Raw genomic sequence first — 17,945 nt, 5'->3', positions numbered from 1 at the left:
AGCAGATGCAGCGACCAGCCGAGATCATCCGCGAGTATGGACCTTTTGAAGGGGTCGACCAGGTGCACGGGGTCACCTTCGATGGCCAGCATGTCTGGTTCGCGTCGGGCGACAAGCTGAATGCCCTCGACCCTGAAAGCGGCGAGCCCGTGCGCTCGATCGAGGTTCCCGCACATGCGGGATCGGCCTTCGACGGCCGGCATTTGTTCCAGCTCGCCGAGAGCCACATCCAGAAGATCGACCCGGTGAGCGGCCAAGTGCTCGCCACCATTCCCGCACCCGATGGCGGTGGCTCGGGCCTGGCCTGGGCCGACGGGACCCTCTGGATGGGGCAGTACCGGAACCGGAAGATCCTCCAGATCGATCCGGAGACGGGGGCGATCCTGCGCACCATCGAATCCAGGCGCTTCGTCACCGGGGTCACCTGGGTGGATGGCGAACTCTGGCACGGCAGATGGGAAGGCGACGAAAGCGACCTGACACGGGTCGATCCCGACACGGGCGTGGTCCTGGACCGGCTCGACTTGCCGACGGGCATGATGGTGTCGGGGCTGGAGTCGGACGGCGCCGGCCAGTTCTTCTGCGGCGGCGGCAAGAGCGGCAAGGTCAGGGCGGTCCGCCGGCCGAGCCGAGCTGATGCGGCGGGTCGCGAGGTCGAGAGCGCTCTCGCTTCGTGAGCAGGTCCCGGTAGCCGCCCTTGAGCCGGAAGCCACCGGGACCGGTGGGCTTCCGGACAGACCGGCGGTCAGGCCAAACGATGGCTGGCACGTTCCTCCCGCAGCTTCACGACGGCGCCGGTGACGAGCCCGAACAGAACATGGCCGGCAAGCGAGGCCCATGCCAGCGGAATCCAGCCGAGGAAGGCGGGCAGGCCGGCGATCAGATGGGCCATGACGAAGAGGGCGAAGACGAACAGGCCGAGGCCGAAGTCCGCCGCAGTCAACCACCAGGGCAGCCCCGGCAGGATCGCACGCTGCAGGGGGCGAGCGATGAACAGGTAGCCCAGCGGGTAGAAGACGACGCCCACGACGAGGTGGAGCAGTTCGGCCAGCCAGCGGCTGTCCAGGCCGAACACGCTCTGCACGAGGGCTGCCGGCTCGAGCGGTCCTCCTACGCCCGGGAGATGAGGGGTGACCCAGCGCGCCCAGACTTCCCAGGCAACGTCGGCAGCGGCGCCGGCCAGCAGGGCCGTGACCAGCGTGGCCGCGGCCAGTGGCGGAAAGAGGCTGACGGCCGGGCGGGTTGGCAGCACGGATGGGGCTGCCGGTGCAGATGAAGGCTGCATGCCACGCTCCATGGAAGGCTGGTTCATCGGACGATGTCGGTCAGCTTGGAAACGGTCGACCAGCTCCGGTCACCGTTCGTGATGTAGCCCACCGGGTCCTTCGACCATTCGGCCTGGATGTCGGCGTTGTAGTTCAGGTAGAGCTTGCCGGAGACGACCGAGAAGGCGGTCGGATCGGCATCGGCCTTGTAGCCCTTGGCGGTCGCATAGGCGCAGAAGCCGCCATACTGGGGCAGGTAGGCGGCCGGGTTCGCCAGGAACTGGTCGCGATGGGCGGCCGAGGCGAAGCGGTAGGTGACGCCGTCCTGCGAGGCCGTGAACGCGGCCGGCCCTTGTACCGGCTTGTGCTCGCTGAAATAGGCGACCGGATCGTAGCCTTCGATGGCAAGGCCATCGGTCTCGTTGATCTCGCCGGCAAGGCCGGCGCCGAACGAACCCACCACAAAAAGGCCAGCCACGGCACCTGCGCATGAGCTGCGCCTTGCCGCCTCCAAGGGAGCCGCAGGAGGTACAGAACGCTGCATCGGACATCTCCTCTCCATATATGCGTGATGCATATATTAGTGGATGTCGTGGTTGATGTCTATGCTCCATGCATATAAATAAGCCGCATGAACTACGACCGAACCGCAAACATCCTGGGTGCCCTGGCGCTCGGGATCGCCGACCAGATCCGGGCCGCCAGCGAACGACAGGCATCGGAGGGCGGACCCGCGCCGGCGGCCGTCGCCCTGATCGGGCATGACCCGGGCCTGTCGATCGACCGGCTGCGGCGCGCGCTGGGGCTCTCGCATCCGGGTGCGGTGCGGCTGGTCGACCGGCTGGTGGCCAATGGGCTCGTGCTGCGCCGCCCCTCCATCGAGGATGGCCGAGCCGTGGCGCTGGTCCTGACGGAGGAAGGCCTGCGGCAGCGCGATGCGATCCTGGCCGAGCGCCATGCGGGGCTGACCGCTGCCCTGACATGCCTGGCGTCGGAGGAGCGGGCGCAACTGGACAGCCTCGTTGCGAAACTGCTCGGCGGGTTCGTGCGCGACGCAGGGCATGCCTACGCCGTGTGTCGCCTGTGCGATGAACGGACCTGCCAGGACTGCCCGGTCGAGGAGGCGTTGCAGGACCGGGCTAGTTAGCCTCGGTGCTACGCAGCCGGCTCATCATGTCGGGCCACGTCGGCTCGCCAGTCGCTACCGGCCCGGACGGCCGCCGTCGCGGCAAGTGTCTACGCGGCTCCTGCAGCCTGCACCCGTGCCGCCTGACGGAACAGCCAAGCCGACAGGAGCCATAGCAAGGCGAAGATGCCGGTCAGGACCGCCAGTTTCCCCGGCCCGTCCGCCCCGGTGGAGCCCCATCCGGCGGCCAGGGCGGTCGCCCCGGCCGAGATCTGGGCAAGGGCGGTCAGGGCTGACGCGCGAGCCATGCCTTCAGGCCGCAGGCGCACGAGGAGGGCACCGAGGACCGCCACGGCGAGCACGCCGCCATACATCAGGTTGGCCGGGTGGTCTTCTGACCCGATGATGCCGGCGGCCAAGCTGATCCAGGCGAGGAAGAGCGCTGTGACGATCAGGATGCCGAGCGCCACACGGTAGGCGATGTTCCCGCTCGTCCTGGCCCCCAGCTCATAGGCGCCGCAAGCGCCGAACAGCATGGCCCCCATGATGGCGAAGTCGGCCCCGTCCCAGGCCATCTCATCGGTGAACAGCATGGCGACCAACGGCAGCAGCAGGAGAAGGGCTGCCACCGACCAGGGTACCATCCAACGGCGGCGCCTTCCGCCATGCTCCATTGTTCCCGCCATGGCCTCGCCTCCATGCGTGGGTGACGGCCTGCAGCCTAGCTCAAGGCCAACCGCGGATCGCCCGGATCGTGGGGCCAATGCTCGGCAAGCGCCTCACTGTGTATCCAGCCGGTCGTCCAGCGCGTCGCGCAAGCCGTCGCCAACGAAGTTGAAGCTGGCCACGGCCAGCGTGATCATCACGCCCGGGAAGATTGCGAGCCAGGGGGCGGAGACCAGGTATTGCTGGGCGTTGTTCAGCATGTTGCCCCAGCTCGCCATGGGCGGCTGGATGCCGTAGCCCAAAAAGCTGATATAGGATTCCATCAGGATCGCGCGGGCGACCGTCAACGTTGCGGCCACGACGATCGGGCCGACGACGTTGGGCAAGAGCTCGCGGAACATGATCGCGGCATCCGAGACGCCCAGCATCTCGGCGGCCACGGTGAAGTCGCGTTCGCGCAAGGACCGGATCTGGTTCTGGACGACGCGGGCCACTTCCATCCAGGAGGTGGCGGCAATGATCAGCGTGATGGTGATCACGTTGGGCTTGATGAAGGCGGCCAGCGCCAGGAGCAGGAACACGGACGGGAAGCATAAGATTGCGTCCACGATCCGCATGAGGACGGCGCCGATCCAGCGGCCGTAATAGCCGGCCACGGCACCCACGATCGTCCCGATCACGGTGGAGACGATCATGGCGAGGAAGCCCACGGTGAGCGAGATCCGGCCGGCATTGAGCAGGCGCGCGGCATGGTCGCGGCCGAGCGGGTCGGTGCCCAGGATGTGGAAGCCGGAGAGCGGCGGGGCGAAGCGGTTGCGGATGTCGATGAACAGCTGGTCGTAGGGGATGAGATAAGGGCCGAAGGCTGAAAGCAGGACCAGCAGCACGATCATGACGATGCCGAACACGGCCAGGCGGTGGCGCAGGAATCGGCGCAGCGCACGGTTCCTGGCGGGAGCCGGCAGGGTGGCCGGGGTCGCGGGGATGGCAGCCTGGGCCATGCTTGTCAGTCCAGTCGGATACGCGGGTCGACGATGGCGCAGAGCAGGTCGGCCAGCAGGTTGCCGACCAGCACCATGATCGCGGAGAAGACCAGGATGCCCATCACCACGGGGTAGTCGCGGTAGGAGAGCGAATCCAGGAACAGGCGTCCCATGCCGGGCCAGGTGAACACGGTCTCGGTCACGAGCGCCCCACCCAGGAGGGTCGGGATCTGCAGGCCCGCCAGCGTGATCATCGGGATCAGCGCGTTGCGCATGGCGTGGCGAAGCAGGATCTGCCGCTCCGGCAGGCCCTTGGCACGGGCGGTGCGGATGAAGTCCTGGTTGATCACGTCCAGTATGGAGGCGCGCATGTAGCGGCTCCATACGGCGACCTCGACCAGGGCCAGCACCAGGGATGGGGCGATCAGGTGGTGGAGATAGTCCCAGAAGGAGGCGTCGCCGATCGTGTAGCGGTTGCCGGGCGGCAGCCAGCCGAGCTTGACCGAGAAGATGTAGATGGTGACGAGGCCGAACCAGAAGGTCGGGATGGAGAGCGCGATCATCGCACCGATGGTCGCCAGCGAGTCGAAGAAGGAATAGCGGCGGATCGCCCCCATCACGCCGATCCATACGCCGAGGAAGATGGCGATGATGGTGGCGGTGATCATCAACTCCAGGGTCGCCCACAAGTGCGAGCCGATCACGTGGAGCACGGGCTGTGAATCGCGGTAGGAGCGGCCCCAGTCGCCCATGAGCAGGCGGGTGAACCATTCCCAGTACTGGACGGGCAGGGGCCGATCCAGGCCCATCTGCTGGGCGATCCGGGCGATGTCCTCCTGGGACATGCCGGGCACCATCGCGAACTGCGACAAGGGTCCGCCGGGTGCCAGGTAGAGCACGCCGAACCCGATCATGGACACGAGCCAGAGCAGCACCACGTTCTGCCCGAGCCTGCCGAGAAGATAGCGCCCCATCCCGGCTCCTCCTCCGATGCGGAGCCGGGGCAGCCCGAAGAGCCGCCCCGGTCCCTGTTCAACCTGTCGTGGTCAGGTGGCCCAGTACCACTCGTTCGCGTTCCAGCAGTTCTCCTGGACCGCGACGTTGGGCTTGAAGTTCTGCAGGCCCTCCTTGATGCCTTCCACCATCGTGTACTGGAAGATCGGCAGGTAGGGCAGGTCGCGTCGGGTGACCTCCTGCATCTTGGCGTAGACCTCCTTGCGCTTGGCCTGGTCGGTGGTCGAGGCACCTTCGGCCAAGAGAGCATCCACCTCCGGGCTGTTATACTGGGTGGTGTTCTGGCCGGTGCCGCCCTGGGCGCCGATCGACTTGCTGTGGAAGAAGTCGTTGGCGTCCGGATCGGGGCCGATGCCGAAGCCAATGCCGACCATGGCGGTCTCGAACTTCGACATCATCCAGTATTCGCCCCACATCACGGCGGGCGGCAGGTTGGAGATGTTCATCTTCGCACCGACCTCCAGCCAGTTCTGCTGGAGGAACTGCTGCGCCTGCTCGCGGGTCTGGTTGCCGGCGGTGGTGGAGTTCGTGAACTCCAGCCGCACGCCGTCCTTCTCGCGGATCCCGTCACTGCCAGGCACCCAGCCGGCCTCGTCCAGGATCTGCCTGGCCTTGTCGGGATTGTACTCGTGCTTGGGCAGGTTCGGGTTGAACGCCCAGGACTCCTTGGGCAGGAACGATTCCGTCGGAATCGGCAGGCCGTAATAGATCGCCTCGATGATGCTCTGCTTGTCCATGGCATAGTAGAGCGCTTCGCGGACCTTTGGGTCCTTGAACACCGGCAAGCCGGTATTGCAGGCGATGTTTTCAACGAAGGGCTGCGGCACCGGCATGACCACCCGGCCTTCCAGCGACTTGGCGGTCTCGTACTTGTCCGGTGAGATGCCCTGGATGCCCGTGTAATCGACGTCACCCGTCTGGAACTGGGTGAACAGCACGGTCATGTCGGGGATGTACTTGAAGATGATCCGCTCCAGGTACGGACCGTCCCCGTGATAGTCCTCAAAGGCTTCCAGCGTGATGTGGTCGCCTGGGACGCGCTCGGCCCACTTGAAGGCGCCGGTGCCGACCGGAGCGTTGTTGAAGGCGGCGGTGTTCGGGTCGGCTTCCTTCTCCAGGATGTGCTTGGGCACGATGAAGGTCCAGGAGAGGATCGCCGGGTAGGGCGCGTAGGGCTTCTCCATGCGCCAGGTGAGCTCGGTCGGGCTCACCACCTGGATGTCGCGCACCAGCTCGTGGCCGGCACGGCGCCCGGCGCGAAAGTCCGGGTTGTTGATCAGCTCGATCGTGTACTTGACGTCTTCGGCCGTGAACGGCGTGCCGTCATGCCACTTGACGTTGTCCTTGAGCTTCAGCCGCCAGGTCAGGCCGTCCGCCGAGATTCCGCCGTTCTCTGCGGTCGGGATCTCCGTGACCAGGTCGGGGATCAGGTTGCCGTCGGGGCCCGGCCGCCAGAGCGGGCTGAACAGGTTGAAGTAGACGCCCTCGTCCACCTCGATGTGCAGCATCAGCGGATTGAAGACCGTGGGCTCCTGGGAAAAGCCGATCACCGCCTGGCCCGTGGGCTTTTCCGGCGGGGTGGCGGCCTGGGCCTGGCCGACCCAGCCGATCGAGGGACCCATCCAGACGGCAGCACCGCCGGCCAGGCCCATCGCCATCAGCTTGCGCCGGCTCGGCCGCGTCAGGCTGCTCGTGTCCACCATTCGATCCGTCATGTGAAAATCCCCCTCTGCTTTCCCCTTGGGATGCAAGGCCGACGCCGGTCGTTGCCGGCACCGGCCAGAAAACGATCAGGCATGGCCCATCGGAACGATCGGGCTGCCGTCCATGAAACGTGACAGACGGAATGCCGTCGGGTCCACCACCGGATCCCTGCCCATCACCATGTCGGCGATGAGCTTTCCCGCACCCGGCCCGATTCCAAAGCCGTGGCCGGAGAAGCCGGTCGCGATGGTGAAGCCGGGTATGCTGTCGACATGCGAGATCACCGGCACGATGTCCGGCGTGACGTCGATGCGGCCGGCCCATTGCTGGACGATCTTGGCGTCCTTGAAGGCCGGGAAGCTGTCCGTGAGCTTGGAGAGCGCGCGCCTCGTGACCTTCTCGACCGGTGCCGGGTCGTTCACGCGGATCTGCTCGAACGGTGTGGTCTGGTCGCCGGTCCAGCGCTTGGGCCAGCGGGCTTCCTGCATGAAGCGGCCGTTCATCGCGATCTGGTAGGAGCGCCACTCCAGCTTGATGGCCGGGGTGAACTCCTTCATGAACTTGAAGCTGTTGGGCACCAGCTCGTGCACGTTGGTGCTGCCGTCCGCGATCGTGTAGCCGCCGTCCAGCCGCTTCCTGAAGGCGTAGTCGCCGACCCAGAGCGCGTGCTCCGGGACGTTCTCCAAAGGCGCGGTGCGCATCACCGAGTTGATCACGGTGAGCTGCGGCAGGCGGATGCCGAGATTGCCGGCGAACAGGTTCGACCAGGCGCCACCGGCCAGCACCACGTGAGAACAGGGGATCAGGCCCTTTTCGGTCATCACGCCGGACACCTTGCCGCCCGCCTGCTCGACCGTGCGCACCGCGCAGTTGGTGAGCACGTAGGCACCCATGCGCTGGGCGTAGCGCGCAATGGCCGGGGCGGCCTTCTGCGGCTCGGCCCGCCCGTCCGAGGCCGTGTAGAGCGCACCCACGAACTTGCCGTCCGAACCCGGCATCAGCTTCTCGAACTCGGCCTTGCCGATGGCCTTAGTGTCCAGCTGGTAGGGCTGTGAATGCTGCAGCCATTCCTCGTGCTTGGCCATCTCGGCATCGCTGCGAGCGCCGTACATGATGCCGGTCGTTCGAAAGCCGGTCTCGGCACCGATCTTCTCGTTCAGCGTCGACCAGAGTTTCAGGGATTCGATGATGAGCGGGATCTCGCGCGGGTCGCGGCCCTGCTTGCGTACCCATCCCCAGTTCCGGCTCGACTGCTCGCCGGCGATGTGCCCCTTCTCGCACAAGGCGACGGAGACGCCGCGCTCGGCCAGGTACATGGCGGTCGAGGTGCCGATGATGCCGCCGCCGATGACGACGACGTCCACCCGTTCCGGCAGCTTGTCGTTGGGTTCGACGGGGTCGACTACAGGTCCCATGAAATGAACTCGCTCTTCCGCGTGTTGAGGGTCAGTAGGAATCGTCCAGGGACGAGTTGATGGGAATCTCCGAAACGCTGGCCGTGTTCGGCAGGTCGAGCGCAAACGCCACGATCCGCGCGATGTCCTTTGGGTCGGTCATCTCGTTCGCGGCCTTGTCGGTGACGCTGAAGGCCATGTCGGTCGCCACGAAACCCGGGCAGATCGCGACCGAGCGGATCCCGTGGTCCCACCCGGCCTGGCGGATGGCATGGGAGAGGGCCAACGCTGCGAACTTGCTGACCGAGTAGAGGCCGGACTGCGCGGTCTTCACCCGCTTGCCCGAAAGGGACACGACCGTCGCGACGCGGCCGCGGCCGGATGCGACGAGGTAGGGCCAGGCAGCCCGGGCGAGGCGGAGCGGCGCCTTGACGTTGATGTCGAGCAGGGCGTCGAGATCCGAATCGTCGGCCTCGATCACGGTCTTGGGGATCATGATCCCGGCATTGGCGACCACTGCATCGATCCGGCTATGGCGTCCTGCCACCGCCTCGACCCAGGCAGCCTCGCTCTGCCTGTCCGCAGCATCGTAGGCCTGGACGTGGCAGCGCTCGCGCAGGTCGTCCGGCACGCTGTCCGGCCGGCGGACGCCGATCGAGACGTTCCAGCCGTTCGACGCCAGTTCCCGGGCGGTGGCGGCACCGATGCCGCGATTGCCGCCCGAAATCAGGACGACGCGCTCGTTGCTCATGACATTCCCTTCAAGCCGCGGCCTCCGACGGGTTGCCGTGTCGGTTGGGCAGGGGCGAGACATGGTGCTCGTAGAGCCGCTTCAGGATGCGCAGGAGCTGGGCCTGATCGCCCTTGTCGAGGACGCCGAAGAAGCGGTCGGACTGCTCGCGCGCGATCCGGCGCACCTGGTCCACCAGCTTCTCGCCCTTGGGCGTGAGATAGAGCTCGTGGGCACGGCGCTCCTCGGCGTCGATCTTGTGCTCGATCAGCCCATGGCCCTTCATCTGCTCGAGCAGCCGCGCCATCGCGGAGCGGTCGCGCTGGATGAAGTGGGCGATTACCGAGGGGCGGATGCCGGGGTTGGCATGCACCATCAGCAGCACCGAGACCTTGCCGGTGCCGTGCGCCAGCTCGACCTGGCTGATCGCCTGGTCGTAGTCGCGGTTGAGCGCGATGCTCATGCTGCGTGCATAGAAGCTCAGCAGATCGCCCAGCACGTCGAACGAGACGTCCGAGTAGTCGATGGTCCTGGGCTCCATCCGGCCGCTGGCGGGCATGGGACTTCCTCCGGCCGGTCAGTAGGGCGGAGGGTTCACGCCCTCACGCCTGGCGACCCACTGATCGCGGGCACGCGTGACGGACAGGAACAGGCGCGGGACGAACTTCATATAGAGCGGCGCCGCTTCCAGCGGCTCCAGCGGCAGCGCCAGGTCCTCCTTGGGCACCCCCATCGCCCATTCCGACAGCACGGTGCCCATCATGGTGCCCGTGGGGACGCCACGGCCGGAGTAGCCGAGCGAAGCCACGATGCCAGGCGCCAGCTCGAACAGGCGAGGGAAGGTCTTGGGCTGCATGTCGAGGTCGCCGGTCCAGTAGTACTGGAAGTCGACCTCGCTCAGCTGCGGCAGGATCCACTTCAGCTTCTCGGCCGTCAGCTTCTTCGTGTAGTCGTGGTCGTCCCCGCGTCGCCCCTCGACAAACACCGAGGTGACCAAGCGGCCGTCCTTGTTGTACTTGTAGATCATCGGGTCGTCGCGGGTCTCGACGACCGTGTGGTTCTCAGGCGCCACTGTCTTGCGGACATTGTCCGAGAGCGGCTGCGTCGCGAGGATGGCGACGGAGAGGATGGTGAAGGTCTTGTCGAGGCCGGGCCAGTAGCCGTCAGTATAGGCGCCGGTGCCGCACACCACCTTGTCGGCCGTGACCGCCCCGGTGGGCGTCACGACGCGCCAGCGCTTGCCTGCAGTCTCGATGCCCCTCACGGGCGAGTAGGTGTGGATGACACCGCCCTGCGAGATGACCGCGCGTGCCAGGCCGCGGGCATAGGCCAGGGGGTTGAGATGGCCGCCTTCGGGATGCAGCCAGGCACCGTAGTAGCGGGGCGAACCGGTCAGCCGCTCCGTCTCGGCCTTGTCCAGCAGATGCGTGGTCTTGCCCGCGGACGCATAGGTGCGCTGCTTTTCTTCAAGCACCTTCACCTTGGAGGGTGCATGGGCGACCATCAGGTAGCCGTTCTGCACGCCCTCGCAGTCGATGCCGTAGCGGCGGATGATGTCGAAGGCGAGATTGGTGGCGTTTGTCTGCCGCTGCACCAGGCGCTCGCCATAGACCGGGCCCAGCATCTTGCGCACGGTCGGGATCGAATAGAAGTGGAAGGTCGGCGTGCAGTGGCCGGCATTGCGGCCGGAGCCGCCAAAGCCGATCTCCTTGGCTTCCAGGAGGACGACCCGCACGCCCTTCTCGGCGAGATGCAGCGCCGTCGACAGGCCGGTATAGCCGCCGCCGACCACGCAGACATCGGCCGTCACTTCGCCGTCGATGGGATCGGTCGGCGGCGCCGGTGGCGCCGTCGCGTACCAGAGCGAAGGTTCGAGCGGCGAACGCTGCATCCTTTCCGACTCCCATCGACCAGAATCAGAAGCAGAAGATGCTTGGCCGGAACTTGCGCCCGCAGGCTGCATGTTCCGCCATGACTTCGAGGAAGCGCGCGAGCATGGCCCGATAGTCCAGCCACGACGGTGAACATTGGATCATCGTCTTGCTGGTCTACTGAGGCGCTCCTGGATGATGGATGTCATCCACTATGGTGGTCGTCAAGGGTTTTCCCCAGGCGCCGTCACCGTTCCGCCTCGCTTCTGCCATACGGCTGACGCTGCGCCGTGGCACCGGCAGCGCGGGCTCCACCCGGGGCATAGCCGAAAGATCATGCATGTCTGAGACCAATAGGACTGGCCAAGCCGCCGCCATGTTCCGCCGCCGCACGCTGCTCGGCGCCGCCGCCGCGGGCGGTGCCGCGCTCGTCGCTGCGCCATTCGCTGGGAGCAAGGCACGTGCCAGCTCCGGCACGGTCAACGTGTTCGCCTGGGGCGACTACGTGCAGACCTTCAACGAAGGTGGCCTCGCCAAGAAGTTCACCGACCAGACCGGCATCCAGGTCCAGCTCTCCACCTACGGCTCGAACGACGAGCTGGAGAACAAGCTGCGGGCGTCGGGCGGCAAGGGCTTCGACATCGTGTTCCCCTCGGTCGACACCGGGCCGAACTATTACAAGGACGGTCTGCTCGCCCCCATCGACGAGACCAAGTTCAAGGTCGAGCAGGTCATCCCCTCGATCTACAAGAGCTCCGTCCGCCTGGGCGCCACCCATCGCGGCAAGCGCCACCTGATCCCGTTCGACTGGGGCACCGAGGCGATCACCTGGGACTCGGAGAAGCACCCGGACCTGAAGTACGGCGAGCTTTCCTATGGCGACATGTGGAAGGAAGGGCTGACCAAGCAGGTCGCCATGCGCCAGAAGTCGGTGCTGGTGGGCCTTGCCCTCTATCTCGACAGCACCGGCGAAGTGAAGTCGGACCGGGGCATGGACCTGGTGAAGTCCGAGGCGGACAGCCGGCGCGTGTTCAGCGAGGTCACCGACTGGGCGATCGCGCGCAAGCCGATCATCTGCGCCTACTGGAACAATGCCACCGAGGCGACCTCGGCGTTCACCGATGCCGGCTGCACGATCGGCCAGACCTGGGACACGACCGGCATTCTCCTGAACCGCAACAACGGCTCCAAGTGGCGCTACTCCATGCCGAAGGAGGGCGGCCTTGCCTGGACCGACACGATCGGCATCCCGGCCGGTGCGGAGAATGTCGAGCAGGCCTATGCCTTCATCGACTTCATGCTGAGCCCCGAGGCCGGTGGCATCTTCTCCAACAATACCGGCTACAATTCCTGCGCCGTGGGTGCCGACCAGCACCTGAGCGAGGAGAACAAGGCGGCGTTCGCCATGGCCTATCCGGACCAGGCGGCGATCGACAATCTGTGGTGGTGGCCGCCGCAGACGCCGTTCTTCGCGGCCTTGCGCACCGAGTACGTCGAGAAGTTCACCAACGCCTGATCGACGTCGCTTCGGCGGACAGGCCCGGCATGGTCCGGGCCTGTCCGCATGGCCGCCGGATACCTCATGCGCAAGCTCTTCCAGAAGCTGGGCATCGTCCCGGCCACGATCGCCTGTTTTCTTGCCGCCTTCTGGGTGCTGGGCCTGATCGTCCTGCCCCAGGCCACCATGATCGAGCGCTCGCTCTGGTGGGAAGAGCAGCCGGCCGACGCGCAGGATGCCGTCCAGAAGCTCGACCAGGCCTGGATCCGCCAGGCCGAATTGTCGCTGGAGGACCCGTCGCCCGAGCGTGACACGGAGCTTGCCGCCGTCGAGGCCGAGATCCAGCGCCTGGAAACACTGGACACCGCACCCGTGCGCGCCTGGGGCCTGACCAATTACGTGCGCATGAGCGGGCTGCACCTGCGCATCTTCCTTTGGACGCTGGCGGCCTCGCTGGCCGTGACGCTGATCGCCTTCGTGGTCTGCTATCCCGTGGCCTGGGCGGTGGCGACGGCAGGTCCCGGCCTGCGCGGGCCGATCCTGCTGATGGGCCTGATCGTGCCCTATGCCGTGAACGAACTGCTCCGCATCTTCGCCTGGCTGATCCTGCTCGACCGGGAAGGGGTGGTGAACACGCTGCTCCAGGCCCTGGGCATGCCGGGCGTGCCCTTCGTCGAAACGGGCTCCGGCGTCTTCATCACCATGGTCTACACCTACGTGCTGTTCATGGTGTTCCCGATGCTGAACTCCATGGAAACGCTGGACCGGTCCCAGGTCGAGGCAGCGCGCGACCTGGGTGCGAGCATCCCGCAGATCCACCGCCGCGTGGTGATCCCGCACAGCCGGCCGGGCATCGCCATCGGCTGCATCATGGTGTTCATGCTGGCGGCCGGCTCCTATGCCGTGCCCTGGATCATGAGCCGGGGCGTCGGCGGCGACTGGTTCACCCAGCTCGTTTACCGGCAGTTCTATGAGGCCAACCAGTGGAATGTCGGCGCCGCCTATGCCGTCACGCTGTTGATCGCCTGCCTCGCCTTCGTGTTGCTCGTCATGAAGGTGATGCGCGTCTCCTTGCGGGAGATCGCCCGATGAACGCCGGACGCGCCAGCCGCACGCTGCTGGATGCCTATCTCGTCCTGTTCTTCCTCTACCTGGCCGCACCATTGCTCGTGATGATGGCAGCCGCCTTCAACGCCTACCCGCAGCCCTCGGTGACCCGCTGGCAGGGCTTCACGCTTCACTGGTTCGCCGCGCTGTTCACCGATGCCAGGCTCGGCACGGGCGTGCTGCATTCCTTCCTTGTGGCAGCCGGCGTCATCGCCATCGCGATCCCCTGTGGCCTGGCAGGGGCGGCGATCCTGTCCCGGCTGGAAGGCAAGGCCACCAACCTGCTCTACGCCGTCATGGTGAGCCCGATCCTCACACCTGGCCTGATCCTGGGCCTGTCCACGCTGATCTTCTGGAGCCCGGTCGGCATCGGCGCCGGCCTGACACTCGCCACGCTCGCGCAAGCCAGCTTCATCACCTCCTACTGCATGCTGATGTTCCTGGCGCGTCTCGCCCGCTACGACCCGACCCTGGACGAGGCAGCCCTCGACCTCGGTGCCAACCCTGCCTTCGTGTTCCGCCGGATCACCCTGCCGTTCCTGTGGCCGACCGTGCTGGCGGCAGGCGGGATCGCGTTCCTGCAGTCCTTCGAGAACTACAACACGACCGTGTTCGCCATCGGCGGCGACTACACATTGCCGGCCGAGATCGGCTCGCGGATGCGCTTCGGGCTCTCCCCCGCGATCGCGGCGCTGGGCGTGCTGTTCGTGGTGGCGACGGTGGGCGGGGCGGTGGCCTGGGTGGTGCTCAGGCGGCGGGAGAGAGGAGGATAGGTGCAAGCCTCAAGTCATCTGGCAAGCCGGACGCCTGACACCGGCGCACCACCCTCCCGCCTTACCACCCTGTTGTCATGGCCGGGTCCGGCCCGACCAAACCAAGTGATGAGAAAGGCGCAAGCTGGTTCGCTAGATCAACTTAAGGTAGAAATATGTCCCCGTCCTGTGCCATTACGTCCTCCTCACCGAGCAGGAGATCCCGATGGCGGCGACCACCACCATGGCGCGGGTGCGGACCGTGGCGTTCGCGGGGCTGGAGGTGCGGGACGTCGATGTGGAGGTGCAGCTGGCCAGCGGCATGCCGGCCTTCACGCTGGTGGGGCTGCCGGACAAGGCGCTGGCGGAAAGCCGCGAGCGGGTGAGGGGCGCGCTGGGGACGCTCGGGATCTCGCTGCCGCCAAAGAGGATCGTGATCAACCTCGCACCGGCCGACCTTGCCAAGGAAGGCAGCCATTTCGACCTGCCGATCGCGCTCGGGCTGATGGTCGTGCTGGGCCTGCTGCCGCCGGCGGCGATCGAGGGGCACCTGGTGCTGGGGGAACTGGCGCTGGATGGGGCGATCCGCGCGGTGCAAGGGGTCCTGCCGGCAGCCCTGGCCGCCAGCGAGCGCAAGCTCGCGATGATCTGCCCGGGCGACTGCGGCGGCGAGGCGGCATGGCTTGCCAGCGAGATCGAGGTAGTGGCGGCACCGTCGCTCTCCTCGCTGATCAACCACCTGCGCGGCGTCCACCGGCTGCCGCCGCCCGAGCCGGCGCTCGCGAGCGAGGAAGGTGGCTATCCCGACCTGAAGGACGTGAAGGGCCAGGAGACCGCCAAGCGGGCGATCGAGGTCGCGGTGGCCGGGCACCATCACCTGCTGATGAGCGGGCCGCCCGGCTCGGGCAAGTCGATGCTGGCGGCTCGGCTGCCCGGGATCATGCCGCCGCTCGACCCGGCCGAAGTGCTGGAGGTCAGCATGATCGCGTCGATCGCGGGGCGGCTGGAGGGCGGCAGGCTGACCCGGCGGCGGCCGTTCCGCAGCCCGCATCACGGCAGCTCGATGGCGGCGCTGGTGGGGGGCGGCAGCAACGCGCGGCCGGGCGAGATCAGCCTGGCGCACAAGGGTGTCTTGTTCCTGGACGAGTTGCCGGAGTTCCACAGTATTAGGTAGCAAACACACCTCGTGCCGAATGCCGTTTGTGTGGCTTCCCCGCTACACTTCCATCCATGGCCAACCGCCACCCCGACGTGTGCATAAAGCGCCGCGTCTTCGCCCGTAGCCTGCTTGAGGTCGTGCGCTGTGCCGACCAGCCGATGACCACGCACGAGGTCACGCGAGCCATGATGCTGCGGCTGAAGCTGAACCCGTTCGATCGTGATGCTGTGATGCGCCTGGCTGTGCGGGTTGAGGAAGCCCTGAGAAGCTATGCCAAGCGCGAGCTGGTCGAGCGCACGTTCTACGGGCCGATGGCGGTTGGCTGGCGGATCACTGACCAGTGGAGGCTACCATGAGCGACCTTGCCGAACTGCCCAAGGGCGAACGACCGAACACGATTGCGGGCCTGCTCCAGAAGCGTGAGCAGCTTGTGAACGTCCGCAAGCAGCTTGAGGCCGATCTCCGCAAGGTGACGTGCGATATCGACCATCTAGACGCTACGGTGCGCCTATTCGATCCAGAGACCACGCCAGCGGCCATCAAGCGCTATGCGACCAAGCACAGGGCGAAGCGAGGGCATGTGACGCGGTTCGTGCTGGAGCGGCTGAGGTCGGGCGATCTGGTAACGACGCGAGAGCTTACGGAGCAGTGGCTTGAGGCGCGCAAGCTACGGACGGATGACGCTACCTTCGCCACGATTCGCAAGCGCATCGGCGCTTGCTTGGGCAAGATGAGAGACAATGGGACGGTGGAGGCGTTAAATACCGGCAACCTGTACCGGGGTTATCGGCTAGTTCTTCAGGACGGGCCTACAGGGATGCATCAGCACTTATGACATCCGCACTTACGACATTGTGTGGTTTGTCAAAAACAATCCTCCACCTGCCGATGATATCACGGCCGAGGAGAGAAGGTATATCTTCGTTGTGCTCTGTCTTCCTCATGATTCTCAAATATACTTGATATAGGAACAGAGGAGTTCCTGGCGCGCTGAACGCGATCATAGCAGGCGCTACGAAATCACTGCTTTGGCCACCTATGCCAGTAGAAATAGCAGTTTGAGTAAGTTTGCTGTAGTCGAGAGACAAGCGAGCAGCATCTGCCGGCATTAGCACAGAGCCATCCGCGCCAGTATCAACTAAAAAAGAAACTGGTCCCCGGACCCTGAGCCCGGGATCGTCACATAAGCCTCAATATACGGTGCGGTTGTTGTGTCGCCAAACCGACCCGTTATTGTACCTAGAGGATTAATGTTCTTTCTTCCGTGTCGATAAAGCGAACTATCGCCTCCGACGCCGGTATATCTTCCTCTTTCAGCTTTGTCATGAGCGATTTCATGTCAGTGGCGCTTGCGGCAACTCTGCCGCGATAGACGGCAATCCACTGCATTGGGTGCGTATTGATCAGCCTCGGGTGGTTCGACGAGAGTACAGAAGCCGCTTGCCTGTACTCCTCTATCTGTCGAGCAATCTCCCGTGGGCTGGCCCCAAGCTGTTCGATCAGATCACGTTCTTCTACATCAACCATGGCCGCCTCCTCCCGCTGAGATTGCGTAGGTGATCGGAACGTAAGCGCGGGGGCGAGTCTCGGCAACCTGTATATTGACAACTAAGACATTCTCGCGGGAGTTGAGACGTCACGATCAGGCCGATCGCTGCCAGTACCCGCACCAGTTCCGGCTCTTGCCGTGGCTCAGCGCACCGACCGTAGCCCGCTCCAACTGCACGCCGTTGCTCTCCCGGCGCATGTCTTCCTTCCACGCCGCCTCACCAGCATAGAAGCGCAGGTACGGCCCGCTGATGTGGTGGTGCTGGCCGTACTCGGCGCGGCGCAGGCGGCTGAAGAAGCTCTCGGCCTGATTGGTGCAGGAGCCTTCATCCGAGAACGCCACCAGATGGTTGATCCGCTTCATGGCAAAGCGAGCATGCAGCGCGTCCCATGACGCCGCTTCGTCGGCATGCACGGTCGAGCCAGCCTGCACGCGACGGGCGATGGTCGACACCGCCTCTTCCTCGCTGCGGACCACGAACGGCAGCGTCCGGCCGTTGCGTTCGCGCATGACAACCACGACGCGGCGCTTGCCGGTCTGGTGCTGGGCCAGACGGCGGTCCTTGCGATCCGCCTTCCTGTTGGCCTGCCGGATGTGACCGCCGACATAGCAGCCGTCGATCTCGACCTCACCCTGCGGGCGGTAGCGGTCCTGGTCCGCACTCATGCTCTCGCGGATCTTGTGCGCCATGACGAAGGCCGTCTTGTACTGCACATCCAGGTCACGGCCGAGCTGCAAGGCGCTCAGGCCCTTCACCGCGTTCACGCTGATCGCAATGGCGAGCAGGTAGGTACGGATCGGCAGCTTGCGGCTGGCGAAGATGGTGGAGGACGTGACGGTGAACTGATGCAGGCACGCCTTGCACTTGAAGATGCGGCGCGTCTTGAACTCGTAGCACGCCACGCACTCGCAGCGCGGGCAGACGGCCTCGCCCTTGGTGTCCTGCCAACGAAGCTTGCGGAACACGTCATAGGCTTCCTCGTCGGTCATCCGCGCCACGCGCACCAGCGAGAGGGTGCGGGCTGCGGCGGAGAGGAGGAAGTGTTGGGCCATCTGCATCGTATCCGTAACTTCCGTTACGAATATGGCTACACTAGCCTACGTTGTCAACGCTGTTCGTTACGGAT

The 17,945-nt window shown here is 65.6% G+C and carries 19 protein-coding genes and 2 pseudogenes; 8 read left to right on the top strand and 13 right to left on the bottom strand.

Translation table 11 applies throughout. The annotated features are described in order from the left end of the window. The first annotated feature begins 5 nt into the window (after nt 1-5). Nucleotides 6-677, top strand: a complete 672-nt coding sequence (locus VHL31_RS09985; RefSeq protein WP_329661057.1) for a glutamine cyclotransferase — start codon at nt 6-8, stop codon at nt 675-677. A 68-nt stretch (nt 678-745) separates the two neighbouring features. Here VHL31_RS09985 and VHL31_RS09980 read toward each other — a convergent pair whose 3' ends face one another. Both VHL31_RS09980 and VHL31_RS09975 read right to left on the bottom strand, forming a co-directional pair. Further along, a complete protein-coding gene (locus tag VHL31_RS09980) occupies nt 746-1,285 on the bottom strand; it encodes a hypothetical protein (RefSeq protein ID WP_329661056.1) in 540 nt (179 codons plus the stop codon). Nucleotides 1,286-1,308: 23 nt separating this feature from the next. Next, nucleotides 1,309-1,743: a YHS domain-containing (seleno)protein gene (locus VHL31_RS09975; protein WP_329661055.1), complete on the bottom strand. Its 435-nt coding sequence runs from the start codon at nt 1,741-1,743 to the stop codon at nt 1,309-1,311. Nucleotides 1,744-1,896: 153 nt separating this feature from the next. On the opposite strand from VHL31_RS09975, the gene VHL31_RS09970 reads away from it, so the two are divergent. After that, nucleotides 1,897-2,412 carry a MarR family winged helix-turn-helix transcriptional regulator gene (locus tag VHL31_RS09970; protein ID WP_329661054.1) on the top strand — a complete coding sequence of 172 codons (516 nt, stop codon included), beginning with the start codon at nt 1,897-1,899 and terminating at the stop codon, nt 2,410-2,412. Between the two features lie 89 nt (nt 2,413-2,501). On the opposite strand, the gene VHL31_RS09965 is transcribed toward VHL31_RS09970, so the two are convergent. From VHL31_RS09965 to VHL31_RS09930, 8 genes are all read right to left on the bottom strand, one after another. Then, nucleotides 2,502-3,077 carry a hypothetical protein gene (locus VHL31_RS09965; protein ID WP_329661053.1) on the bottom strand — a complete coding sequence of 192 codons (576 nt, stop codon included), beginning with the start codon at nt 3,075-3,077 and terminating at the stop codon, nt 2,502-2,504. Between the two features lie 93 nt (nt 3,078-3,170). Then, nucleotides 3,171-4,058 (bottom strand): ABC transporter permease, encoded by an 888-nt coding sequence (locus VHL31_RS09960; protein WP_329661052.1) that lies wholly within the window; start codon nt 4,056-4,058, stop codon nt 3,171-3,173. A 5-nt stretch (nt 4,059-4,063) separates the two neighbouring features. Next, on the bottom strand, nt 4,064-5,014 hold the full coding sequence (locus VHL31_RS09955; RefSeq protein ID WP_329661051.1) for an ABC transporter permease: 951 nt from the start codon (nt 5,012-5,014) through the stop codon (nt 4,064-4,066). Nucleotides 5,015-5,086: 72 nt separating this feature from the next. Then, entirely contained in the window at nt 5,087-6,769 is a 1,683-nt protein-coding gene (locus VHL31_RS09950) for a peptide ABC transporter substrate-binding protein (RefSeq protein ID WP_329661050.1), read from the bottom strand. 75 nt (nt 6,770-6,844) lie between these two features. Next, complete coding sequence (locus VHL31_RS09945) at nt 6,845-8,173, bottom strand: FAD-binding oxidoreductase (protein WP_329661049.1); 1,329 nt, start codon at nt 8,171-8,173, stop codon at nt 6,845-6,847. A 31-nt stretch (nt 8,174-8,204) separates the two neighbouring features. Next, the gene (locus tag VHL31_RS09940; protein WP_329661048.1) at nt 8,205-8,903 is read right to left on the bottom strand and encodes an SDR family NAD(P)-dependent oxidoreductase; all 699 of its coding nucleotides are present in this window, start codon (nt 8,901-8,903) and stop codon (nt 8,205-8,207) included. A 10-nt stretch (nt 8,904-8,913) separates the two neighbouring features. Then, nucleotides 8,914-9,441: a MarR family winged helix-turn-helix transcriptional regulator gene (locus VHL31_RS09935; protein ID WP_329661047.1), complete on the bottom strand. Its 528-nt coding sequence runs from the start codon at nt 9,439-9,441 to the stop codon at nt 8,914-8,916. Nucleotides 9,442-9,459: 18 nt separating this feature from the next. Next, nucleotides 9,460-10,773: an FAD-binding oxidoreductase gene (locus VHL31_RS09930; protein WP_329661046.1), complete on the bottom strand. Its 1,314-nt coding sequence runs from the start codon at nt 10,771-10,773 to the stop codon at nt 9,460-9,462. A gap of 320 nt (nt 10,774-11,093) precedes the next feature. Between VHL31_RS09930 and VHL31_RS09925 the strand changes: the two genes are divergently transcribed. The 6 genes and pseudogenes from VHL31_RS09925 (at nt 11,094) to VHL31_RS09900 (ending at nt 16,104) form a co-directional block, all read left to right on the top strand. Further along, nucleotides 11,094-12,269, top strand: a complete 1,176-nt coding sequence (locus VHL31_RS09925) for an extracellular solute-binding protein (RefSeq protein WP_329661045.1) — start codon at nt 11,094-11,096, stop codon at nt 12,267-12,269. 66 nt (nt 12,270-12,335) lie between these two features. Further along, nucleotides 12,336-13,343 (top strand): ABC transporter permease, encoded by a 1,008-nt coding sequence (locus tag VHL31_RS09920; RefSeq protein WP_329661044.1) that lies wholly within the window; start codon nt 12,336-12,338, stop codon nt 13,341-13,343. Further along, nucleotides 13,340-14,131, top strand: a complete 792-nt coding sequence (locus VHL31_RS09915) for an ABC transporter permease (protein WP_329661043.1) — start codon at nt 13,340-13,342, stop codon at nt 14,129-14,131. Before VHL31_RS09920 ends, VHL31_RS09915 begins: the two co-directional genes overlap by 4 nt. 223 nt (nt 14,132-14,354) lie before the next feature. After that, nucleotides 14,355-15,269 (top strand): annotated as a pseudogene (locus tag VHL31_RS09910) (YifB family Mg chelatase-like AAA ATPase); the annotation flags it as partial. Between the two features lie 185 nt (nt 15,270-15,454). Beyond that, a complete protein-coding gene (locus tag VHL31_RS09905; RefSeq protein ID WP_329661041.1) occupies nt 15,455-15,625 on the top strand; it encodes a hypothetical protein in 171 nt (56 codons plus the stop codon). Next, nucleotides 15,622-16,104, top strand: coding sequence for a hypothetical protein (locus tag VHL31_RS09900; protein WP_329661040.1), 483 nt, complete (start codon nt 15,622-15,624; stop codon nt 16,102-16,104). Before VHL31_RS09905 ends, VHL31_RS09900 begins: the two co-directional genes overlap by 4 nt. Here the strand turns inward: VHL31_RS09900 and VHL31_RS26930 are convergent. The 3 genes and pseudogenes from VHL31_RS26930 to VHL31_RS09890 all read right to left on the bottom strand — a co-directional run. Next, a pseudogene (locus tag VHL31_RS26930) lies at nt 16,079-16,411 on the bottom strand (aspartyl protease family protein); the annotation flags it as partial. The gene VHL31_RS09900 and the pseudogene VHL31_RS26930 overlap by 26 nt on opposite strands. Before the next feature lie 97 nt (nt 16,412-16,508). Further along, on the bottom strand, nt 16,509-16,796 hold the full coding sequence (locus tag VHL31_RS09895) for a hypothetical protein (protein WP_329661039.1): 288 nt from the start codon (nt 16,794-16,796) through the stop codon (nt 16,509-16,511). Nucleotides 16,797-16,911: 115 nt separating this feature from the next. Beyond that, a complete protein-coding gene (locus tag VHL31_RS09890; RefSeq protein WP_329661038.1) occupies nt 16,912-17,871 on the bottom strand; it encodes an IS1595 family transposase in 960 nt (319 codons plus the stop codon). Nucleotides 17,872-17,945: the final 74 nt, after the last annotated feature.

The sequence above is a fragment of the Geminicoccus sp. genome (assembly GCF_036263595.1).
Taxonomy (GTDB): Bacteria; Pseudomonadota; Alphaproteobacteria; order Geminicoccales; family Geminicoccaceae; genus Geminicoccus.
Note: the sequence above shows the minus strand (reverse complement) of the source record. Positions and strands in the feature narration are given on the sequence as shown.

What these genes read in the sequence shown, in the direction of transcription:
- VHL31_RS09920 (WP_329661044.1), top strand. Translation starts at nt 12,336, where the DNA reads ATGCGCAAGCTCTTCCAGAAGCTGGGCATCGTCCCGGCCACGATCGCC.
- VHL31_RS09915 (WP_329661043.1), top strand. Translation starts at nt 13,340, where the DNA reads ATGAACGCCGGACGCGCCAGCCGCACGCTGCTGGATGCCTATCTCGTC.
- VHL31_RS09900 (WP_329661040.1), top strand. Translation starts at nt 15,622, where the DNA reads ATGAGCGACCTTGCCGAACTGCCCAAGGGCGAACGACCGAACACGATT.
- VHL31_RS09890 (WP_329661038.1), bottom strand. Translation starts at nt 17,871, where the DNA reads ATGGCCCAACACTTCCTCCTCTCCGCCGCAGCCCGCACCCTCTCGCTG.
- VHL31_RS09950 (WP_329661050.1), bottom strand. Translation starts at nt 6,769, where the DNA reads ATGACGGATCGAATGGTGGACACGAGCAGCCTGACGCGGCCGAGCCGG.
- VHL31_RS09925 (WP_329661045.1), top strand. Translation starts at nt 11,094, where the DNA reads ATGTCTGAGACCAATAGGACTGGCCAAGCCGCCGCCATGTTCCGCCGC.
- VHL31_RS09930 (WP_329661046.1), bottom strand. Translation starts at nt 10,773, where the DNA reads ATGCAGCGTTCGCCGCTCGAACCTTCGCTCTGGTACGCGACGGCGCCA.
- VHL31_RS09960 (WP_329661052.1), bottom strand. Translation starts at nt 4,058, where the DNA reads ATGGCCCAGGCTGCCATCCCCGCGACCCCGGCCACCCTGCCGGCTCCC.
- VHL31_RS09985 (WP_329661057.1), top strand. Translation starts at nt 6, where the DNA reads ATGCAGCGACCAGCCGAGATCATCCGCGAGTATGGACCTTTTGAAGGG.
- VHL31_RS09935 (WP_329661047.1), bottom strand. Translation starts at nt 9,441, where the DNA reads ATGCCCGCCAGCGGCCGGATGGAGCCCAGGACCATCGACTACTCGGAC.
- VHL31_RS09980 (WP_329661056.1), bottom strand. Translation starts at nt 1,285, where the DNA reads ATGCAGCCTTCATCTGCACCGGCAGCCCCATCCGTGCTGCCAACCCGC.
- VHL31_RS09905 (WP_329661041.1), top strand. Translation starts at nt 15,455, where the DNA reads ATGATGCTGCGGCTGAAGCTGAACCCGTTCGATCGTGATGCTGTGATG.
- VHL31_RS09970 (WP_329661054.1), top strand. Translation starts at nt 1,897, where the DNA reads ATGAACTACGACCGAACCGCAAACATCCTGGGTGCCCTGGCGCTCGGG.
- VHL31_RS09945 (WP_329661049.1), bottom strand. Translation starts at nt 8,173, where the DNA reads ATGGGACCTGTAGTCGACCCCGTCGAACCCAACGACAAGCTGCCGGAA.
- VHL31_RS09955 (WP_329661051.1), bottom strand. Translation starts at nt 5,014, where the DNA reads ATGGGGCGCTATCTTCTCGGCAGGCTCGGGCAGAACGTGGTGCTGCTC.
- VHL31_RS09895 (WP_329661039.1), bottom strand. Translation starts at nt 16,796, where the DNA reads ATGGTTGATGTAGAAGAACGTGATCTGATCGAACAGCTTGGGGCCAGC.
- VHL31_RS09965 (WP_329661053.1), bottom strand. Translation starts at nt 3,077, where the DNA reads ATGGCGGGAACAATGGAGCATGGCGGAAGGCGCCGCCGTTGGATGGTA.
- VHL31_RS09940 (WP_329661048.1), bottom strand. Translation starts at nt 8,903, where the DNA reads ATGAGCAACGAGCGCGTCGTCCTGATTTCGGGCGGCAATCGCGGCATC.